The following is a 19,724-nucleotide window of genomic DNA, read 5'->3' as shown; positions in this document are numbered from 1 at the left end:
TGATTATGTTTAAATATTTAACTGGATTAATCCTGTTATTTGCTTTTTTTTCATTTTCAGCAAATGCTCAGATCAAATTTTCGGATGACCCTGAAGCATTTGTAAAAGAGGCGAAAACCCTAATGAAGTCCTCTAATAACGAAAAATGTTCAGTAACCGGCAAAGAATTCGCCGATACCACTTGGTCTGCATTGAGTGCTTCTAATAAAAAAGAAGTGGTCAAAGTTGCCAAACAAATGGCCAAAAGAAGACACAGAACTTTTCCTCAGTTTAATGATTTTTTCTCTGCTGTAAACGGAGCAGTAGCCATGGGTATGGCCACTGCCGACATAGACACCTTTCTCATTGTCACCGGAAAGGCAATGGATGAGCTGGACAATAAGCAAATAAATATTTACCTAACTACATTAAGAACTTTTCTTGGCGAAAGAAAACTGTTTAGCAGTAATTATAATAGCTTAAAAGTAGAAGGGGGAACTTTTAGCTTTAAGTGGAAAGACGCTGAGCCTGAGTACGACCCGTATGCCAACTATGGAGAAGAAGATGAGGAAGAAGAAGAAGACCCTTGGGGACAAACAGATTCTTCCTCAGGCGACGATAACTGGGATGATTACTTCAGCGATTGGGATACAGATTACGAAGAAGAATGGGGTAACGATTGGGGCGATGACTGGGACAATGAGCCAGCGCAAGAGGAAGATTCTCAAGAAGAAGTTAACAAATATGATGTTGGATATGCTGCACCCCCACAACCTACTGTTGACGGGCCAGTAATCGAGTTTTCTGATGTAAACCTTGTCTTTATCATGCGTGATGACACTGTGGCCATTAACAACACCGATGGAACATTTTCATTTAACGAAAACATTTTTGTTGGCAATGGCGGAAGGTTCGATTGGTCGTCTGTAGGATATAACCCTGAAGACTGCTATGTTGAATTTAAGGAGTACAACTTTAATGTAAAAAAAACCAAGCTTACAGCAGAAGGCGTAACACTTTTTTATCCTGACAAAACAGAGAAAGAGGTAGAAGGCGTATTTGAATATGTCCATAAAAAGGCTCCCAGAGATGAAGATAAGGAATACCCAAGGTTCCGAAGCTATAACAGTAACATTAACATCAAGGGGCTTGGCAATGACATTGTTTACAAAGGAGGTTTATCTCTTGCAGGCCAGCGCATGTACAGCTCTTCTATAGACGAAGGTACCTCCTCTATAGAAGTTAAGAAAAACGGAGAAACCAAGTTTAAAGCCAAATCGGTTAGGTTCGGCCTAGGCGACTCTTTAATTACAGCAGATTATTCGAAAGTTACAGTTTATACAGGATCTGACTCTATTACACACCCTGGTACTGCTTTCAAGTACAACCGAAGCAGCTCTATTTTAAGGATCACCAAAACTGACGGATTTAGGAATGCGCCATTTATTGATACGTATCACAAAATGGGCATTACAGCGGATGCAATTATTTGGGACCTGAATACCAAAAACATTGACTTTACCATTCTAAATGCCAAAAACCATATTCCAGCGGTTTTCGAATCTGAGGAATATTATGAGTACAACAAGTATTCACTGCTACAAGGTATGTACCGGTTTCACCCACTCCAGCTCATTGTAGGGTATGCAGAGTTAAAGAATGTTAATGAAATGTATGTAATAGAGTTGGCTGATAAGTTTAAAATCGATGAAACTACTTTAAAAGGGGCAATGAAAGCCATGATGAAATATGGTTTCATTGAATATAATATCAAAACGGGACATATTAAACTCCGTGACAAAGCCACACATTATGTGCACTCCCGAAGAGATAAATCAGATTATGACAACCTAACTTTTATTTCTCTTTATGAGGCAGGATCCAATGCTACAATGGACCTCGAAACTTATGAACTGAAAGTAAGAGGTGTTGACAAAATTTATGTAAGTGACTCCTTAAGTGTATACATTGTACCTGACAATCATGAGATTACCATCTTAAAAGGAAGAAACTTTAACTTCAACGGAAAAATCAATACTGCAAACTTCCAGTTTGTTGGTGAAAATTTCCAATTTAACTATGACAGTTTCTTGGTACACATGCCTAATATCGACCAGATCAAACTTGCTGTAGATGCAAGCTCTGTAGATAAAGAAGCCAGCAAGGGTGCCAAAGTACTGGGCAACGAGCTTAGGTATTCATCAGGAACGCTATACATCAATAAACCTGACAACAAATCAGCCCGAAAAAAGCATCCAGAATACCCGATATTTGAAGCAGACAAAGGAGCATCGGTGTTTTTTGATAAATCCGAAATAGCCGGTGGCGCCTATGACACCACACTACAATTTAAAATTCCACCATTTACAGTCGACAGTTTAAGTAGTGACGACCCACACGCCATTGCATTTGACGGTACCTTTACTTCTGGTGGTATTTTTCCTGATTTTGACGAAAAACTGGTAGTAATGCCAGACTTCTCCCTAGGGTTTGTACACCAAGCACCTGAAGACGGCTATCAACTTTACGAAGGCAAAGGCAAGTTTTTAAATACCCTGAGAATGGACAATAAAGGTCTTACAGGAGACGGCATTATCCACTATTTAAATACCACCTGTAATTCAGAGGCCTTTCACTTCTACCCCGATTCGGTACTTACAATAGGAACATCGGCTGTAACAGAAGAAGGGACAAACCCTGAACTAGACCCCTCTGTCAATTTTCCACAATGGAATATAGGCTCTTACGATATGCGTTGGCTCGCAAAGAGGGACAGTATGCATATTACCAACACCTCTGCTCCTTTTCATATTTATAACAAAGCAGCAATTTTAACTGGAACAAACATTATTACAGAAAAAGGCAATTTCGGTTCTGGTGTTCTTGAAATGGAAGGGTCAGAAACGGCATCCGGGAATTTTCACTTTGAAAAAACCCGATATGAAGCACGAAACGCCAACTTCTCCATTAAATCAGACAACCCATCCAAACCTGCTGTACGCTGTGTCAATGTAAAGCTCGACTTTAGTTTTGAAGACAAGAAAGCTTTCTTTAGCCCTGAAATTAAAGGCTTTGCAAGTAATGAATTCCCTTATTCACAATACAAAAGTTCCATTGCCAATGGTACTTGGGACATGAATGAGCAGATCATTGTGATGGAAAAACCTGAAGAAGAAGACATTAGCCAATCTTATTTCTACTCAACTAACCCCGAACAAGACTCTTTGGTGTTTAATGCAACTAAAGCAGTATATGATATTGAAAAGTTAAAGCTAAATATTACCGGTGTTCCGCATATTGTGGTAGCCGACGCAAAAGTATACCCTGACAGCAATAGAGTTACCATTCTTGAAAATGCGGTTATGGAAACTCTATTCAATACAGAAATTGTCATGGACACTATTAAGGAATACCATAGACTCTATAACGGAAGGATAGACGTACTCTCAAGATATAAAATGGCGGGAGATGCATTATATAATTATAAAAATCCATCTGGTCAACGACAGGTGCTTGAGTTTAAAGATTTCCGATTTGACGATACTTCAAAGAAAGAAGAAGAACACCAAACAGTATCCACCGGAATGGTAATGCCTGAAGACTCTATAGAAGTATCAGACAAACTTCTCTATAAAGGCAAGGCTACCATGTACTCCAAAATAAAGCCATTATACTGGGACGGCTATGTAAAGCTAAACTTGTCGGGAGCTTTAAGTTACTCCCAGTGGCTAAAGTATAAAAATGATGGGGACACGAGTGCCGTAAAAATATCATTAGTCGGTGCAAAAGCAGATAATGGCCTCCCAATTACTTCAGGACTTTTCCTCAAGAAAGGCAGTGATGAGCTCTATACGTCTTTTATATCGCAAAAAAAAGAAGAAGACGACCATGAGCTTTTTGTTTCCTTAGGTGACCTTGAAGTATTCCCAGACAGTGGAGAGTTTAGGATCGTCCCTAACGATGAGGTAAAAAAGTCTTTTTATAAGAACAATGTATTGAGGTATTTTGACCACAACTCAACCATCAAATATGAGGGAGCCTTTAACTTCCTTTACCCAATGAAGAAATTTAGCCTTGCGGCAGCAGGCTATGGCTCTGCTTCAATGGAAGAAGAAAAATATAAATTCAATACGATGATGATCTTTAATATGAAAATGCACAAAAAAGTAGCTCAGGCTTTGGGCACTGATTTAGCATTTAGCAGTAAAGCCATCGTAGACTCTTCACGTTTTGGAGATTTCGACTCAGAAAAGGCACAACTGAAGCAAGACCAGCGAGACTTTAACTTAAAAGTTCTTGCCGGAGAGAAGAAAGCGGACAAATATATCGAAAAGGCGCTATACGAACCCGTATCTCTTACAGAAGTTTCTAAAGACTTTAAGAAAGCACTGGTGTTTAAAGAGGTTAACATGGAATGGTCTGCTGAGTATAATGCATGGTACAGCAAAGGGAAACTCAATGTTTCGAACTTCTACAAAGAAGACATTAGCAAAGAAATGAACGGCTTCATGGAAATTAAAAAAACACCAAGAGGCGATGTTGTTAGTATTTATTTAGAACCTTCAGAATATAGCTGGTATTATTTCAGCTATGACGACAATAGGCTAGCGATTCTAACATCAGACCATGAAGTCAACGACGTAATCAATGGCAAGTCTAAAGGTGACTTGCCAGATAGAAAGAAGTTCTTCTTTACAGAAGCAACAGCCATGGAAAAAGCTAAGTTCGTGACAGACTTTGAAGAAAAATATATGCAACCTGAGACTGAGGAGACTGAAGAGGATTCCTTATATATAGCTTTAGAACAAATGGAACTGGAAGAAATGGACTTAAGTGAGGTAAGAAAAGTAATAAAGAGAGTGGCCAATGTTCAAAAAGGAGAAGAAGAAAGATCTGAAAAAACAGAGTACGAGTTTAAAGAAATGGACTTGCCAGAACCAAAAAAGAAAAAAGTAAAAAAAGGGCTTCCTGAAGAAGAATGGAAAACTGCTCCAAGAAAAGCTAAACCACAACAAAGTCAGGAAGAACGTAGGCAACTCCAAAAGGAACAACAAAGGCTTAGAGACATGTTACGTTAAGACATTATAATGATTTTCTAATAGGTTTTGAAAACATTAACGACTAATTTGCCGTACATATTAAACGGTCAAAACTAAGCATTTGAAAAAATGGATTTATATTATATAATTTTAGCTGTGGTAGCAGCCTATATTACAGGCTCTATTCCTTCAGCTGTTTGGTACGGAAAAGCATTTAATGGAATAGATGTCAGAGACTATGGCAGCGGTAATGCCGGGGCTACCAACACTTTCAGAGTACTGGGCAAAAAAGCAGGTATTATTGTAATGCTTGTTGATATCATCAAAGGATACATAGCCTCTATGTTTGTCATTCCTCTAAAGATAGCAGGAGCTATTTCTATAGAAAGCCTCATATTGTTCCAACTATTGTTAGGAATATCTGCTGCTATTGGACATATCTTCCCAATATTTGCAGGTTTTAGAGGAGGAAAAGCGGTGGCCACTTTGTTTGGGATGATACTTGCCATACATATAGAAGCCTCGCTGGTATGCATGGCTGTATTCTTTATAGTATTTATCGCATCTAAATATGTTTCTCTTAGTTCTATTGCGGCGGCCATTACATTTTCAGTATTAATGATGATGCCAAGGTTTAGCGATCATGACCCCGTGTTGATTGTTTTGGGCATTGCAAGTACCTGCATTGTACTATATACCCATAAGAAAAACATTAAACGTCTAATCAACGGGGACGAATCAAAAATAAAAATCAGTCTCCGAAAGAAATAGACTTACCATATAAAGCCCCGCCGATACTGTCGGTGAAGGCTCCTGTTACAGAACTAAGACAGTTATTCAAGTTCATTGCCCTCAGCAAGCCAAGAAAAGCAAATATCACGGCTTCTTTATATGCCACTGTAAGTTTATCTGGCACAACTACCTCCACACTATCTTGACATTTTTCTCTAATCAAATCTATCAAGAATGAGTTAAAGGCTCCACCGCCTGTTACCAACATTTTCTCTCTGCCATTCCCCCCACCAGCCTTTACTGTTTCGAAAATCATCTCTGCAAAATGGTGACAACATGTAGCAACTAAATCTTCTAAGGGAAGCTTGTAAGAGAATAATTTTTTCAAGAAGTGGCTTTCCACCCATTCCCTTCCCAATGATTTAGGAAAAGGCTTCTGGTAAAATTCAAAATTCTTCAAGTCATGCAATAAAATATCATTCCGTTGCCCAGATTTTCCGATAGCGCCTCCTTCGTCATACTTTAGTCCCTTCTTCTGGGCAAGTAAGTTCAACACCAAATTGATTGGGCAGATATCACCTGCCATACGATTACCAGCCCTATTATCATAGGAAATATTAGCAATGCCCCCAAGATTAAGGCAATACTCATATCCCCCAAACAGCAATGCATCGCCTATAGGGACTAAAGGGGCACCTTGGCCACCTAATGCAACATCCACAGACCGTAAATCTGACACCACCGGTAGTCCTGTATGCGCACTTATTATAGCACCACTTCCAATTTGTGTGGTAAACCCATTCTCAGGCTGATGAAAAATGGTATGCCCGTGACTGGAAATAAGAATAGGAGAAACTTGATATTTTTTGATAAAATCATGTACACAAATCGCAGTAAATTTGGCAAAATCGGCATCCGTCTGGGCTAACTCTAAAGCAGATGCATGAAAAAGTCCCTCTAACCGTTTTTTCCATTCTTCAGTATATTCAAAAACATCTGCGGCTTCAACTATATACTTCCACTTGCCATCTTCCTTCTCGAACCTACAAAACGCAAGGTCCAGACCATCCAAAGAGGTTCCAGACATAATCCCTAATACGTTATATTTTTCCATAAACATTTTTTAGTTTTGGTCTATGAATCTTGCCATCGACATTGGTAATACAAAAATAAAAGCAGGTGTTTTCAATGAAGGACATCTGCTTCATAAAGAAACGTTTGAAGATATTCAAAAAATAGGGTTTCTGATCAATAAGTTTAACATAAAAAAAGCAATTAGTGCTTCTGTAAGAAAGTCAGCATCTATAAACCTTCCGCAAAGTATACAACATATATACTTAAGCCACCAATTAAAGTTTCCTTTTAAAATACATTACAAAACTCCTGAAACACTTGGCACAGATCGTATTGCGGCAGTCGCCGGGGCTTTGGCGTATGCCCCAAACCGTAATATTTTAGTAATAGATGCAGGGACTTGTATTACCTACGACTTTATTGATGCTGACAGGAATTATTTAGGAGGAAATATTTCTCCTGGAATAAACATGAGATTTAAGGCACTTCATAATTTTACGGATGGATTACCGTTGTTATCTAATAATGAAAATGCGTTACTCATTGGACAAACTACAGAAGAAGCCATTTCAGGCGGTGTCCTTAACGGGACAATCTTTGAAGTAGCTGGAATTATTAATGAATATCATAGTAAATTTCATGATGTGCAGATAATAATGACAGGAGGAGACGCGCATTTTTTTGAAAACAAATTAAAAGAAACCATCTTTGCAGTCCCGGATTTATTGCTATCCGGACTGAACAGTATTCTGAAATATAATGCTTAAAAAATATTTTCTATTATCCATACTGGCCTGCCTATTGGTTTCGCCAGTTTTTTCTCAGGCACGCTTCGACATTAACTCTCCTATAAGCAGAGACGGTATCGGACAACTACACGACAACCAGCCTGTAAGGAATATAGGTATGGGAGGTACTGGTATTGCCAACGGTCATCAAGATTATATAAACTTTCAAAACCCTGCTCTATTGGGTACAAGAAGAGGGTTACTGAGGGATAGGTCAACAAAGTACACTAAGTGGGAAGCGTCTTTATATAATTTTAACAATCAATACCGTAGCCCAGAGCTTGATGCTTCAGGAAACACCATTAACTTCAACCAGTTTTCTTACCTTTTTCCTATTGGACACAGGTGGGCAACGGCCATTAGCTTAAACCCTTTTAGCCACGTCAACTACAATATTCACTCCACAACATCTGAAGGAGATGCAAATGAATTGCAGTTGAACGAAAGAGGGCACGGTGGATTATACCAGGCCAGCTTTATGAACTCTTTTAACCTGACAAGAAACTTTTCAGCAGGATTTCAGACAAGCTATATTTTCGGACGGATCCGTCATGAAAGATTTGTAGGTTCAACATCACAAGCTATTTTGGACAAGTTCGGGACGGTAGAAAACAACCACTATAGAGGGTTCATGTTCAAGCCAGGTTTATCTTACAGGGGAAAAATCAGATATAAAAGCGGAGAAGCAAGAGACAGTATCTACTTTAACATGGGTGTAACTTATGAGTTCTTCTCTTCTATCAACGTTCAGACAGAGACCCACATGCAAACTAGATCTCCACTTGAGAACATACATTCAGATTCCATCATTGGCACATCCACAGGCATAGCAAACTTCCCATCTGCTTTAAGAGGTGGAATTAGCTTTGACAAGCTGGGCCGATGGAGTGTGGCCGCAGATGTCGCCTATACACCTTGGAGCGAATTTTTTGCGCCAGGTCAAAACGGTATCTTGACCGATCAGGTTAAAATGTCGGTAGGTGGAGAATACTATACCACCTCCAGAAGAGGAGATCTTCGTAATATCCCTATTCGCGCAGGTGCTTCATATTCAAGAGGGCACTTAGAATACAATGGAACTGACCTGCACGACATTTCGTTAAGTCTAGGTACTTCTATTCCGGTTGGCAGACCTGACCCAGTAGATAAAGTTCGCCCTTTGTCCCAAATCAACCTAGCCCTTGTTGGTGGACACAGAAGCACTTTTGCAGGCGATGGTCTTAGAGAAAGGTATGTAAACTTATTTGCCGGAATACTTATTAACGATAAATGGTTCAAAAGAAGACGAATAAATTAAAAAGATATGTCAAGGTTCCTGTATTATTGCTAGCGATAATTGCAGGAGCCCTTTCTGTTTTGCTACCAGCCTGCAAGTCAGAAAAAGTTGTCAAACACCAGCCATACGATGGGCCAGTGTTGGAAATGGAAGACATAGAAACTATTTATTCCGACTCAACTATAATGAGGGTGATGTTAACCGCACCTCTGCAATATGAGCTTAAAAGCGGGAACCGCGAGTTTCCCAAAGGGGTAGATATGGATTTTTTTGATGACAAAGGAACCAAATCTTCCAACCTCGTTTCCAATTACGGTCATTATGATAAAGAAAAAAAGCTTTATACTGTAACTGGCAATGTGGTCATAATGAATTTTGAGAAAGGAGAACGCTTAAACACAGAAGAGCTAAAGTGGAAACCTGAAGAGAAAAAGGTTTTTACAGACAAGTTTGTCCGAATTGAAACAGAAGATGAGATCTTAACAGGGCATGGCTTGGAATCAAATGAAGATTTTTCAAAATATAAGATTCTTAAACCTTCGGGTAATTTTTATTTAAAAGACGAATGAGACTAACAGAAACAATATTACTTGCTTTATCTGTTGTTTTTCTTGTAATTGGCCTTCACCAATCCTGGATACACAGCTTTGCGTCCAGCTATTGGATTTTTATGCTCATGCTGGTTTTTTATGGACTATTTCATTATGTAAGAATAGATAACGAAAATAAGCACGAAAAAAAGTCAGTCAAAGCTGTTAAGAAGCACAAAAAACGAAAAAAGTAACTTATGGACCTTGGGTCGCATATACTGATCATCATTATCACACTTTTCTTTTCTGCATTTTTCTCAGGAGTAGAAATAGCTTATATAACATCTAACAAGCTACATTTTGAGTTACTGAACAAGCAGGGGCATGTAACAGGAAAATTAATAGCAAGGTTTACGAACAAACCTTCAATGTTTCTTGGTGCTACCCTTATAGGCAATACCATAGCACTGGTCATGTATGGTATATTTATGGCAGCACTACTCGAACCTTTTTTGGAGAATGTTCTTCCCGCTGCACTCAACACGTATACAACCATCGTAATTTCGCAAACAATTATTTCGACCATTATTGTTTTGGCCACAGCCGAGTTCATGCCCAAAAGCTTTTTTTTAATAAACCCCGACAGGTGGATAGAAATACTGGCACTACCAATACTTCTAGTGTACTACCTACTGTATCCTTTGGTATATGTGATCGTTTCTGTGTCAAAATTTATTATTACCAAAATATTAAAATTAGAGTATACAGAAGCCCAACCAGTGTTTGGGTTGACTGATCTGAACAACTACATAAAAAAAAATGTAGTGGTAAAAGATGAAAACAACGAGCCGGAGGTAGACACTAAAATATTTAACAGGGCGCTGAAATTCAAAAACTTAAGAGTAAGAGATTGCATGATTCCAAGGACAGAGATCGTAGCAATAGACATTGAAGACGGAATTGAAGGAATAAAAAAAGCATTTTGTGAAACTCAACACTCTAAAATTCTTGTTTACAAAAAAACCATAGATAATATAACCGGATACTGTCATCAGGTAGAGCTATTTAAAAAGCCAAAAGAAATTTCGGAGATTATAAATCCAATTTCAATAGTTCCGGAAACAATGTTGGCTTACAACCTTATGGTACAACTTATAGAAGAGCATAAAAGTCTGGTTCTAGTCGTTGACGAGTTCGGCGGCACATCAGGTCTGGTGAGTATAGAAGATATTATAGAGGAAATATTTGGAGAGATTCGTGATGAACATGATGAAGAAGATTTGGCAGACCTCCAATTAGACCCTTATAATTATTTGTTAAGTGCCCGACATGAAATAGATTATTTAAATGAAAAGTATAAATTCAAAATCCCTGAAGGTGATTATGACACCCTTGGGGGCTTTATTTTAAGCGTAAATGAAGATTTCCCGCAGGAAAATGAAATTATTCACGTACCTCCATATACCTTTACTATTATATCATTAAGTGGAGCTAGAATAGATAAAGTAAAACTTACTTTAAATAAGGAACCAGAAACAAAAAAAAGTACTTTATAAGTCTGTAATAATAAGTTTGTTTTTTATCCCGTAAAAATATTATTTTGCAATCCCTGAAAAATTTTCTTTAAAATAAAATGGCAATATTCAACAGGATTAATAAAAACTCAGGCCTAGTAGTAGGTGTAGTAGTAGTAGCGTTAGCTTTATTCCTTTTAGGAGAAGCTCTAATGAGTTCAGACACGCTTTTCAATGGCAATAAGCAGGAAGTAGGTGAAATTGACGGAAAGTCAATTCCTCTCCAAGAATACCAGTTTGAACTGCAACGTCAAGAGTATGATTTTCAAATACGCACAGGAAAAAGTGCTTCTGAAAATGAAAGGCCTTTCATACAAGACCAAGCATGGAATCAATTGGTCTTCCGCCATGCATACCAAAAGCAGTTTGACAAGCTTGGCCTAACAGTAACAGATGCTGAATGGGAAGATATGACTATTGGTGAAAACATTCACCCAATGGTAAAATCACTATTCGGTAATCCTGAAGATTTTGAGCCGAACATGGTTCATGAGTTCCACGCAAACCTTGGAAACATGGAACCTGATGCACAGGCTTACTATAAAGAAATCTGGTCTTATGTAGACAAAAGCCTCCCACAAATTCGTATCAGGGAGAAATATAACAACTTAATGAAAAACTCATTGTACGTAACTTCTGCAGAAGCCAAAAGATCGTACATTGACCAAACTGCTAAGTTCAATACAGATTACTTGTATATCCCGCTTCATTCAGTAGCAGATTCACTTGTCACAATAACTGATGCAGATTTAAAAGGGTATATAAACAGAAATCAGGCAAAATACAAAGTTGAAGACTCTCGTGCAATAGACTATGTTACCTTCGCTATTAAAGCTTCAGAAGAAGATAGCATCGCTATAAGCAGAGAATTGGCTGACCTAGCTGAAGATTTTGGACAAGCATCTAAAGACTCTGTATTTGTATTTGCAAACTCAGACAATCCAAGCCAACCAAAATTCTTGAGTATTGAGCAATTGCCAGAAGACCTTCAGAACCTTGCCAATACATTGGAAGTAGGCAAAGTATATGGCCCTTTTAGCAAAGACGGAAACTTCTTCCTTCATAAAGTAGTAGAGATAGGCAAAGACACAGTGTCTTATGCACGTGCAAGCCACATACTTTTCAAGCCTGAAGGAGAATCTGCCGAAGACAAAAGAAAAGCTCTTCAAGCCGCTCAGAAGGTATTGGCAGAACTAAAGAATGGAGCAGACTTTACTGAAATGGCTAGAATGCACGGCACAGATGCTACTGCCACCCGTGGCGGTGACCTAGGATGGTTCCACCAAAAGAAAATGGTAAAACCTTTTGCTGACGCAGTTTTCAGAGCTAATTCAACTGGCTTGTTGCCAATAGTAGAAACAGAATTTGGTTACCATATTATAGATGTAACTGCAACGAAAACTAACAGGAACTTCAAAGTGGCTACTGTAGAAAGAGAAACCGCTTTTTCAGAAAACACCAGAGAGGCGTTTTACCAAAAAGCTGCAAACTTTGCCATGAGTGTGTCTGACACTGCATCTTTCAGAAAGGTTGCCAAAGAAGAAATGGGTATGACTATCTACTCACACGACAACCTTAAAACAACAGACAGAAATGTCAACACGTTAATGAATGCTCGTGAAATAATCAGATGGGCATTTGCCGATGCAAAAGTCAACAAGGTTTCTGAGGTGTTTCACCTAGATGATAAGTTTGTGGTGGCTGTGCTTAAGGAAAAAAGAGAAGAAGGTATTGCTGACCTAGAAGATGTACATGATGAGGTAACTGCTAAAGTTAAGAATGAGAAAAAAGCAGAATACATCATCAACAAATTGAAAGAAATGGATGGAGAGCTGAAGCAAATTGCAGAGAAATATGGAAAGGATGCACGTTTTGGTAGCGCAGAGGGTGTATTGATAAACTCAAACACAATTAAAGGTATTGGTTATGATCCAATAGCAACAGGCGTCCTAGCTGGTTTAAGTGAAGGAAAAAGAAGCCAACCATTTAAAGGAGAAAATGGAGTAGCTATATTGAAAGTAACAGGAAAAACACCTGCGCCTGAGATTGCTGACCATACAGAATATGGAAACAAAATCAGACAAAAGCGTGAAAGCCGCAAAGAAACCAATATTGACGAAAGCATTAAAAAATATGCTGGTGTAAAAGACAATAGGTTCATGTTCTACTAAGCCTAGAATATGTAAAAATAAGCCCCTGTATGTTTCATGCAGGGGCTTTTGTATTTGGTCATAAATAACAACTCTTTAATTATAGCATATAAATACAATAAACATGCTTTTTACACCTATGCTACCCATGCCCCACTTGTGCTACTTACCTTTAGCTAAAAAAATGCTGTAAAACTCAGAAAAAAGCCTGCTGCCGATGTACACAAATATTTCTGATTACATAAATCTACTGTCCAAACTAACACCAAGGCGTATCGCAAATGCATTAAAAGCGACTGTAGGCTTTTACTATTCGCGTGTTACAAGCAGAACCCATCATCCAGCGTTACCAATTAGCATTTCCATAGAGCCTACCACATCTTGTAACTTGCGCTGTCCTGAGTGCCCCAGCGGTTTAAGGTCATTTTCTAGGCCCACAGGAATGCTTACAGAACACGTCTTTGACAAAGTCATTGAAGAGCTCCACCCCACCCTACTCTATCTTACTTTCTATTTTCAGGGAGAACCGTACCTAAACCCCGGATTTTTGAAAATGGTAGAAAAAGCGTCCAGTAAAAAAATATACACCACCACATCTACCAACGCTCATTACCTCAATGATGAGAATGCTAAAAAAACCGTAGCCTCTGGCCTGGACCGCTTGATCATAAGCATTGATGGAGCCACACAAGAAACATATCAATCTTACCGTGTGGGCGGGAAATTAAGTAAGGTGATCGAAGGCACGAAAAATATTATCAAGTGGAAAAAGAAGCTTAAAACAAAGAAACCATATATTGTATTCCAATTTTTGGTCGTAAAACCCAATGAACATGAAATAGAAGACCTGAAGAAAATGGCCAAAGAGCTAGGTGTAGACAAAGCAGCCTTTAAAACTGCCCAAATTTATGATTATAAAAACGGCTCTCCATTAATACCCGAGCAAGAACAATATTCAAGGTATAAACAGTTGCCAAATGGCACCTATACGATTAAAAACAAGCTTTTGAACCATTGCTGGAAGATGTGGGAATCATGTGTCATCACTTGGGACGGAGCAGTGGTGCCATGCTGCTTTGACAAAGACGCGCACCACACTATGGGGTCAGTTCAAGAAAAGACTTTTCAAGAAATCTGGAACAGTACCCCTTATCACAAATTCCGAAAAAGCTTATTTCAATCAAGAAGCCAAATAGAAATTTGCAGAAACTGTACAGAAGGAACTAAGATTTGGGGATAAAAAAGCCCTCCCTCTAATTAGAAGGAAAGCTTTTCTTAAAGTTCTGACATTACTTAGAAGAAAATAGAAATAGCTAAAGCACCAGTACCAAAGGTACCAAAAGATCCAGACCTAGTTCTTTCATCAGACTCAATATCGCTTGTAGTGGTTTGGTTATCTACTCTAGTAGTAGTAGTTCCAGATGGTCCGCCAGCAAAAGTAGCTCTATAACCCCATCCAAACTCAGCACCAACAGCGATGTTTCTAGTAATAAAATAGTTCAAACCAACAAATGGCACTAAACCTACTCCATATTCTGAGCCAAGGCTTACGTCTGATTCCATATAATCGCCAACATTACCACCATCTTCATGAACAACCTCTGACCGGGTAAATTCACTTGCACCCAATCTGGAAAAGATAAGATCTGCTCCTACATAAGGCTCTAGTCTATGGTGGTTACCTAAGGCATATTGCCCACCCAAAGCAAGTTGTATAGTACTTGCAGCGCTTCTCTCAGTTGTTTCCACACCATCCTCTAGATCTGTTTCTGTAGAACGAAGCATATCGTAAGACACTGATGCCCTCGCAGCTATTTGGTCTGTTACATAATAACGGAAAAGAAGGGTAGGAGTGTTAACGCCTAACTCTGTGTTGAACCATCCCGCAGTACCACCAGACAGAACATTGTTCAACCCAAAGGTAAAGCCCATGGTACCGGCTACAGGTCTAAAGCTTTCCTGAACTTCCACTTCTTCTTCTTGAGCAAATACGCTTGTTGCACTAAAGGCCAAAAATGATAGTGCTAGTAAAAATTTTTTCATAGTATTAATTTTGAAAAGGTTAGTAAAACATGCAGCAAATTTACAAGGAAAGTAGGAAAAGCAAAGGGATAATATATATTTAAGACAGAAACCTAATAGGTGCCCATCACTTACACCTATATACAAGTTAATCAAATAATAACTAGTTTAAAACGGACATGCAAGGCTGTTAGAAAAAATTAAAAAACGCATGTGTAAATTGCGTTAACATGATAAGCACCTTGCCCGACTAAGGGCATTCTGAAAAAGCCACGGAGGTTTAAGATACGTACGTGATACAATACTTGAAAATGATACGCTAAAAACACTTATGATTGAAAAATAACCTATCGGATTCGAAAGTTTGGGCGTATTACAGCACGCCCTAAATGTAAAAAAGGTTAGCATTTATTCACCAATGCTTCTGGATCAGATTTAACATTTCGTCTTGGATATTCCCAGTGGCGAGCACTTCTTTTCCATAGAAATATCCGTCACCACCCTTGAAATCGCACACTTTGCCACCCGCCTCTTTCACAATTAAAACACCGGCCATTATATCCCACATTTTCAGGTTAAACTCAAAGTAGCATTCAAACCGCCCACAAGCCACATAACACAGGTCTATAGCAGCAGAGCCAAGCCTACGTATTCCGTGAGAATGCTCTACCAGTTCTTTGAGGATCTTAAAATAATCATCCGTTTTATCTAAAAGATCATAAGGGAATCCTGTTGCGATCAAACTTTGCTCCACGGCATCAATAGCAGAGACCTTTATCCCCTTATCATTAAGCCATGCGCCACCACCTTTCCAGGCATAAAAGCACTCCTGTTGCTGTATATCATAAACAACACCCAGCAGAACCTCTTCTTCACGGATAAGCGCTACACTTATAGAATATGAAGGTAAGCCATGCAAAAAATTAGTAGTTCCATCTAATGGATCTATGACCCATTTATATTCGCTCTTTGCCTGCTCCACTGTACCTTCTTCTGTAATAAAAGAAGCTCCTTGCACTAAGGGTTCAAGCTTCTGGACAAGAATCTTCTCAGTCTCTTTGTCTACATAAGACACCATATCTTTAGCACCCTTGTATTCAATATGGGACAAATCAAAACCTTGAGCTTCTTGCTTGATAAAACCACCAGCTCTTTTAACTACTTCTATAACTTCGAAAGTTAATTTCTCTAATCTCTGTTGATCCATATACCTTAAATTTTAACTTTTGGAGAAGCAAAATCAGCAGAGGAAACCTTTTTTCCCTTTCTGCCCATAAACTTTTTTATATAATAATAAATCACCAGCATTGCGGACAAATACACAGCCCATTGACCGATAAAATCTCCATAAAGGGTATAAAAAGTAACAACATCATTTACCAGCACTTCCCCTTTCATCACGGCCATAACATCATATTCAGAAGCTGAAACAATATCACCTCGCTGATTGATAAATCCGGAAATGCCAGTATTGGCAGATCTCGCTATGCCTTTTCTAGTTTCAATAGCCCTTAAAGACGCATACTGCATGTGTTGTTTATGTCCAGGTGTATTCCCCCACCAAGCGTCATTGGTAATGATGGCAATAAAACCAGCACCGTTTCGGACATAGTCTCCCACAAAATCTCCAAAAATAGATTCGTAGCAAATCACAGGAGCGGCACCTTTGCCAGTAGCGCCAAAAAACACCGACCGTTCCTCTTGCACTCCTAAACTACCCATTGTCCCACCCAAATCAATGGCAAACCTACCTAAAAATGCAGGGATGGTTTCAACCCCTGGCACAAGCTTAGATTTATGGTAAAACTCAGGGTTGTCTCCCCTACCATTGATATGCATAGCGGTATTATATGAATCATAATATCCAAACCCCTCAACATACCTCACCGTAGGGGTGGCTGCTTCGCTATACCGTACATGAGAATCCATTCCCGTAATCAATGAAAGATTCGGAAAGGCTGCAACCTTATCCATTAACTTATCTATAGTTGCATAGGACAGGATTTCTTCCTCATCATACCCCGAAGGAAGAGCGGTTTCAGGCCAAAGGACAAAATGTGTTTTATCAGTAGTTAAAGAATCCGTTAGTGCAAGCATCCGAGCCAACTGTTCTTTATAAGGTATAAACCGTGGGCTACCAGAAAATTTCTCTTCGTACGGATCTATATTAGGCTGCACAACCACTACCTCGGCAGGTTTTCCAACATCTTCATAAGATACATACATAAAAACCGATAAGGCTATAGGTAATACAATCCAAGCCACCGTTGCGACCACGAGCTGCTTTTTATAGACTTTATGCAAACCCAACAGTAAAACAAGTACTAGTACATTTGACATTAAAATCCATAAAGAACCACCCAGTGCTCCCGAAAATTCATACCATTGAACCAGTGAAGGTGTAGAAGCAAAAGCATTCCCCAAGGTCAACCAAGGCCAAGACAAGTCCCAGTTCAAATGAATATATTCAAAAGCTAACCAATAAATAGGCAAGGACAAATAGCCAACTAATATGCCAAGTCTTTTTCTGGTATGGTGAAAACCAATCATAGGAATAGACATGAGCAGTGCATTTGCAGCCATGGCAAATAAGCTACCTACGGAAGTGGCATTCCAAATCCACCATGTAGTTAAAACATTCCAGATAATAAGTGTCAAATAACTATAAAGGAAAAAACGGCTCCCAGACTTACGCGCACCGGATTGGATTAAGCTTTCATTGACCACCAACAAAGGGACGAAGGCAAAAAGCAACACCAAGCCTAAAGGCAATGGTGGCCATGCAATGCTTAGTAAAATACCAGAGAGCGAGGAAAGCAGTAAATATTGTCTATTGTTAAGCGTTCGCACTTTTTTATTTTAAATGTAATATTTATATGAACTATTCAAGAAGGAAAAAGGGTTTAAAAAACTGAAAACATTCCTTCAGCATTTATAACACAAGCTTTAAACTTTTAATTCTGATGTCAAAAACTCTTTTCAAGACCCCGACCATACTACTGTCATGTATATCAGCTTTTTTGTTTTTGTTAACCGCTTGTAAGGAAACTGACATAAACAACAAAGATAACGACCAAGATGCCCTAAAGTTATTAGTGCATGAGGCTATTGACGAATGTGTTAAAGAACTCCCAGAGGTTATGCTGATAGACCGGAGCATGCGCCTGGTGCCAGCAAAAGACTCTACAGACCATGAAAAAATCATTTGTGAGGTATTTCTAGCAAAAAGAGACCCTGCAAACCACAGCTTTACAGACTACACTGACAAACTAATAAAACTACGAGTGATGAGCAAGGTGAAAGAACGTCTCTACCAAGAAGAAATAACTATTCCGACCTACTATCATATTATGTTTTTGAGCAGAAATTAAAAGCCCCAGTTTCCCGGGGCTTTTTGTTTTATCTTTTTATCTTCTTATTAACCTTCTCTCTCACCCTTGCCACTTCATTTTCTGTAATAACACCTTCCATATCATCAAAAATAGGATCCATGTAGTGAAGCAATGGCTCTGTTTCACCATTGGCATACCTAATATGAGGATTAAGAACTCCGTCATCATCAGACCAGAACAGTTCTCCAATCAGTCTATTAGATGGATAGTACCTAAAGTCAAGATTAAAATATGTTTCTAGCAGATGCAGTTCATCTTCTTGGTTTGGATCATCCATAGCACCAGAAGCGTCTACACTTACATTCATTTTTAGCTCACCGTATCTTGCAGATAAATGCACATCGTCTACTACACTTTGTTCATTATCTTTAAATGTAGAAGAACCTTTCACTTCCCAAATTGACCCATATCCATCTTTCTCCATTCCAGTAACAAAAGAAACTTCGCGACCTTTATCATTGAACTCAAAAGTAGTTCTGAACGGCTTTAGGTACATACTATATTTTAAAGACAAAGGAACTCCACTTGGGCTATACAATGCTAGATAATCCACTTCCACATACTTTTTCCCATCTATAGTCAACTGAGCCACAATTCTAACAGGAACATCAGTTACCCCATGCATAGCGTCTGGTACTTTCTGCGTCTCAAAGGCGGTCCATGACAATGTTGCGTTATTTCGAGTACTTCCTTCTGAAGCCGGGAAATGCAGTATAAGCTTATCTGTATCCCTTACCCTGTCCCAAGTCTCCTGTGTACTGTTCCACCTGTATTCACCAGAAAACTCTTCTAGGCTAATCATTGGTTCGTTTTCAGCAGTGGACTTATTATGAGGGGTAAAAAAAGTTTTAAATGCATTAGCCTTCCTTTTAGCACGCTTTCTAAAATCTGCACTTTTCAAAGTCCTCAAATTCGCACCTTCAAAATCATCGACGCCAAACTCAAAATAATTAATAAGCGTAATTAAAGCCTCGGCACCCTCAGAACTAACCAGTTCACTCAAATCAGTCTGCATAGACTGGCTAGTACGAGCAAGAATATCACTATGCGATTCTTCAGAACCTCCTGGCCCTCCAACCCTCTCCTTTTTTTTGCAAGAAGCATTGAACAAAAGCAGCGGAACAATGGCAAAGATTAGCAACTTGGTTTTCATGATAAAAATTATAAA

Annotated in this window: 14 protein-coding genes; 9 read left to right on the top strand and 5 right to left on the bottom strand. The window is 38.9% G+C overall.

Features of this window, described 5'->3' with window-relative positions:
• Nucleotides 1–5 precede the first annotated feature (5 nt).
• Nucleotides 6–5,057: a hypothetical protein gene (locus RCC89_04580; GenBank protein WMJ72441.1), complete on the top strand. Its 5,052-nt coding sequence runs from the start codon at nucleotides 6–8 to the stop codon at nucleotides 5,055–5,057.
• Nucleotides 5,058–5,147: 90 nt separating this feature from the next.
• A complete protein-coding gene (plsY, locus tag RCC89_04575; GenBank protein ID WMJ72440.1) occupies nucleotides 5,148–5,789 on the top strand; it encodes a glycerol-3-phosphate 1-O-acyltransferase PlsY in 642 nt (213 codons plus the stop codon).
• On the opposite strand, the gene RCC89_04570 is transcribed toward plsY, so the two are convergent.
• On the bottom strand, nucleotides 5,770–6,864 hold the full coding sequence (locus RCC89_04570; protein ID WMJ72439.1) for an anhydro-N-acetylmuramic acid kinase: 1,095 nt from the start codon (nucleotides 6,862–6,864) through the stop codon (nucleotides 5,770–5,772). The two genes, plsY and RCC89_04570, sit on opposite strands and share 20 nt — an antisense overlap.
• A 22-nt stretch (nucleotides 6,865–6,886) precedes the next feature.
• Here RCC89_04570 and RCC89_04565 point away from each other — a divergent pair, with 22 nt between their 5' ends.
• The 6 genes from RCC89_04565 to RCC89_04540 all read left to right on the top strand — a co-directional run bounded on the left by RCC89_04565 (nucleotide 6,887) and on the right by RCC89_04540 (nucleotide 14,382).
• The gene (locus RCC89_04565) at nucleotides 6,887–7,591 is read left to right on the top strand and encodes a type III pantothenate kinase (protein ID WMJ72438.1); all 705 of its coding nucleotides are present in this window, start codon (nucleotides 6,887–6,889) and stop codon (nucleotides 7,589–7,591) included.
• Complete coding sequence (locus tag RCC89_04560) at nucleotides 7,584–8,909, top strand: hypothetical protein (GenBank protein WMJ72437.1); 1,326 nt, start codon at nucleotides 7,584–7,586, stop codon at nucleotides 8,907–8,909. The genes RCC89_04565 and RCC89_04560 overlap by 8 nt, the downstream gene beginning before the upstream one ends.
• Entirely contained in the window at nucleotides 8,882–9,457 is a 576-nt protein-coding gene (gene lptC / locus RCC89_04555) for an LPS export ABC transporter periplasmic protein LptC (GenBank protein WMJ72436.1), read from the top strand. The genes RCC89_04560 and lptC overlap by 28 nt, the downstream gene beginning before the upstream one ends.
• Before the next feature lie 218 nt (nucleotides 9,458–9,675).
• A complete protein-coding gene (locus RCC89_04550) occupies nucleotides 9,676–10,974 on the top strand; it encodes a hemolysin family protein (GenBank protein WMJ72435.1) in 1,299 nt (432 codons plus the stop codon).
• 77 nt (nucleotides 10,975–11,051) lie between these two features.
• Nucleotides 11,052–13,163: a peptidylprolyl isomerase gene (locus tag RCC89_04545; protein WMJ72434.1), complete on the top strand. Its 2,112-nt coding sequence runs from the start codon at nucleotides 11,052–11,054 to the stop codon at nucleotides 13,161–13,163.
• A gap of 196 nt (nucleotides 13,164–13,359) precedes the next feature.
• Entirely contained in the window at nucleotides 13,360–14,382 is a 1,023-nt protein-coding gene (locus RCC89_04540) for an SPASM domain-containing protein (protein ID WMJ72433.1), read from the top strand.
• Between the two features lie 53 nt (nucleotides 14,383–14,435).
• Here RCC89_04540 and RCC89_04535 read toward each other — a convergent pair whose 3' ends face one another.
• The 3 genes from RCC89_04535 to lnt all read right to left on the bottom strand — a co-directional run bounded on the left by RCC89_04535 (nucleotide 14,436) and on the right by lnt (nucleotide 18,014).
• A complete protein-coding gene (locus RCC89_04535; protein ID WMJ72432.1) occupies nucleotides 14,436–15,185 on the bottom strand; it encodes a hypothetical protein in 750 nt (249 codons plus the stop codon).
• A gap of 391 nt (nucleotides 15,186–15,576) precedes the next feature.
• Nucleotides 15,577–16,371 carry an inositol monophosphatase family protein gene (locus RCC89_04530; protein ID WMJ72431.1) on the bottom strand — a complete coding sequence of 265 codons (795 nt, stop codon included), beginning with the start codon at nucleotides 16,369–16,371 and terminating at the stop codon, nucleotides 15,577–15,579.
• A 5-nt stretch (nucleotides 16,372–16,376) separates the two neighbouring features.
• Entirely contained in the window at nucleotides 16,377–18,014 is a 1,638-nt protein-coding gene (gene lnt, locus RCC89_04525) for an apolipoprotein N-acyltransferase (GenBank protein WMJ72430.1), read from the bottom strand.
• 113 nt (nucleotides 18,015–18,127) lie between these two features.
• Between lnt and RCC89_04520 the strand changes: the two genes are divergently transcribed.
• Nucleotides 18,128–18,535 (top strand): hypothetical protein, encoded by a 408-nt coding sequence (locus RCC89_04520; GenBank protein ID WMJ72429.1) that lies wholly within the window; start codon nucleotides 18,128–18,130, stop codon nucleotides 18,533–18,535.
• A 28-nt stretch (nucleotides 18,536–18,563) separates the two neighbouring features.
• On the opposite strand, the gene RCC89_04515 is transcribed toward RCC89_04520, so the two are convergent.
• Nucleotides 18,564–19,709, bottom strand: a complete 1,146-nt coding sequence (locus RCC89_04515; protein ID WMJ72428.1) for a hypothetical protein — start codon at nucleotides 19,707–19,709, stop codon at nucleotides 18,564–18,566.
• Nucleotides 19,710–19,724: the final 15 nt, after the last annotated feature.

The sequence above is a fragment of the Cytophagaceae bacterium ABcell3 genome (assembly GCA_030913385.1).
In the GTDB taxonomy this organism is placed as follows: Bacteria; Bacteroidota; Bacteroidia; order Cytophagales; family Cytophagaceae; genus ABcell3.
Note: the sequence above shows the minus strand (reverse complement) of the source record. Positions and strands in the feature narration are given on the sequence as shown.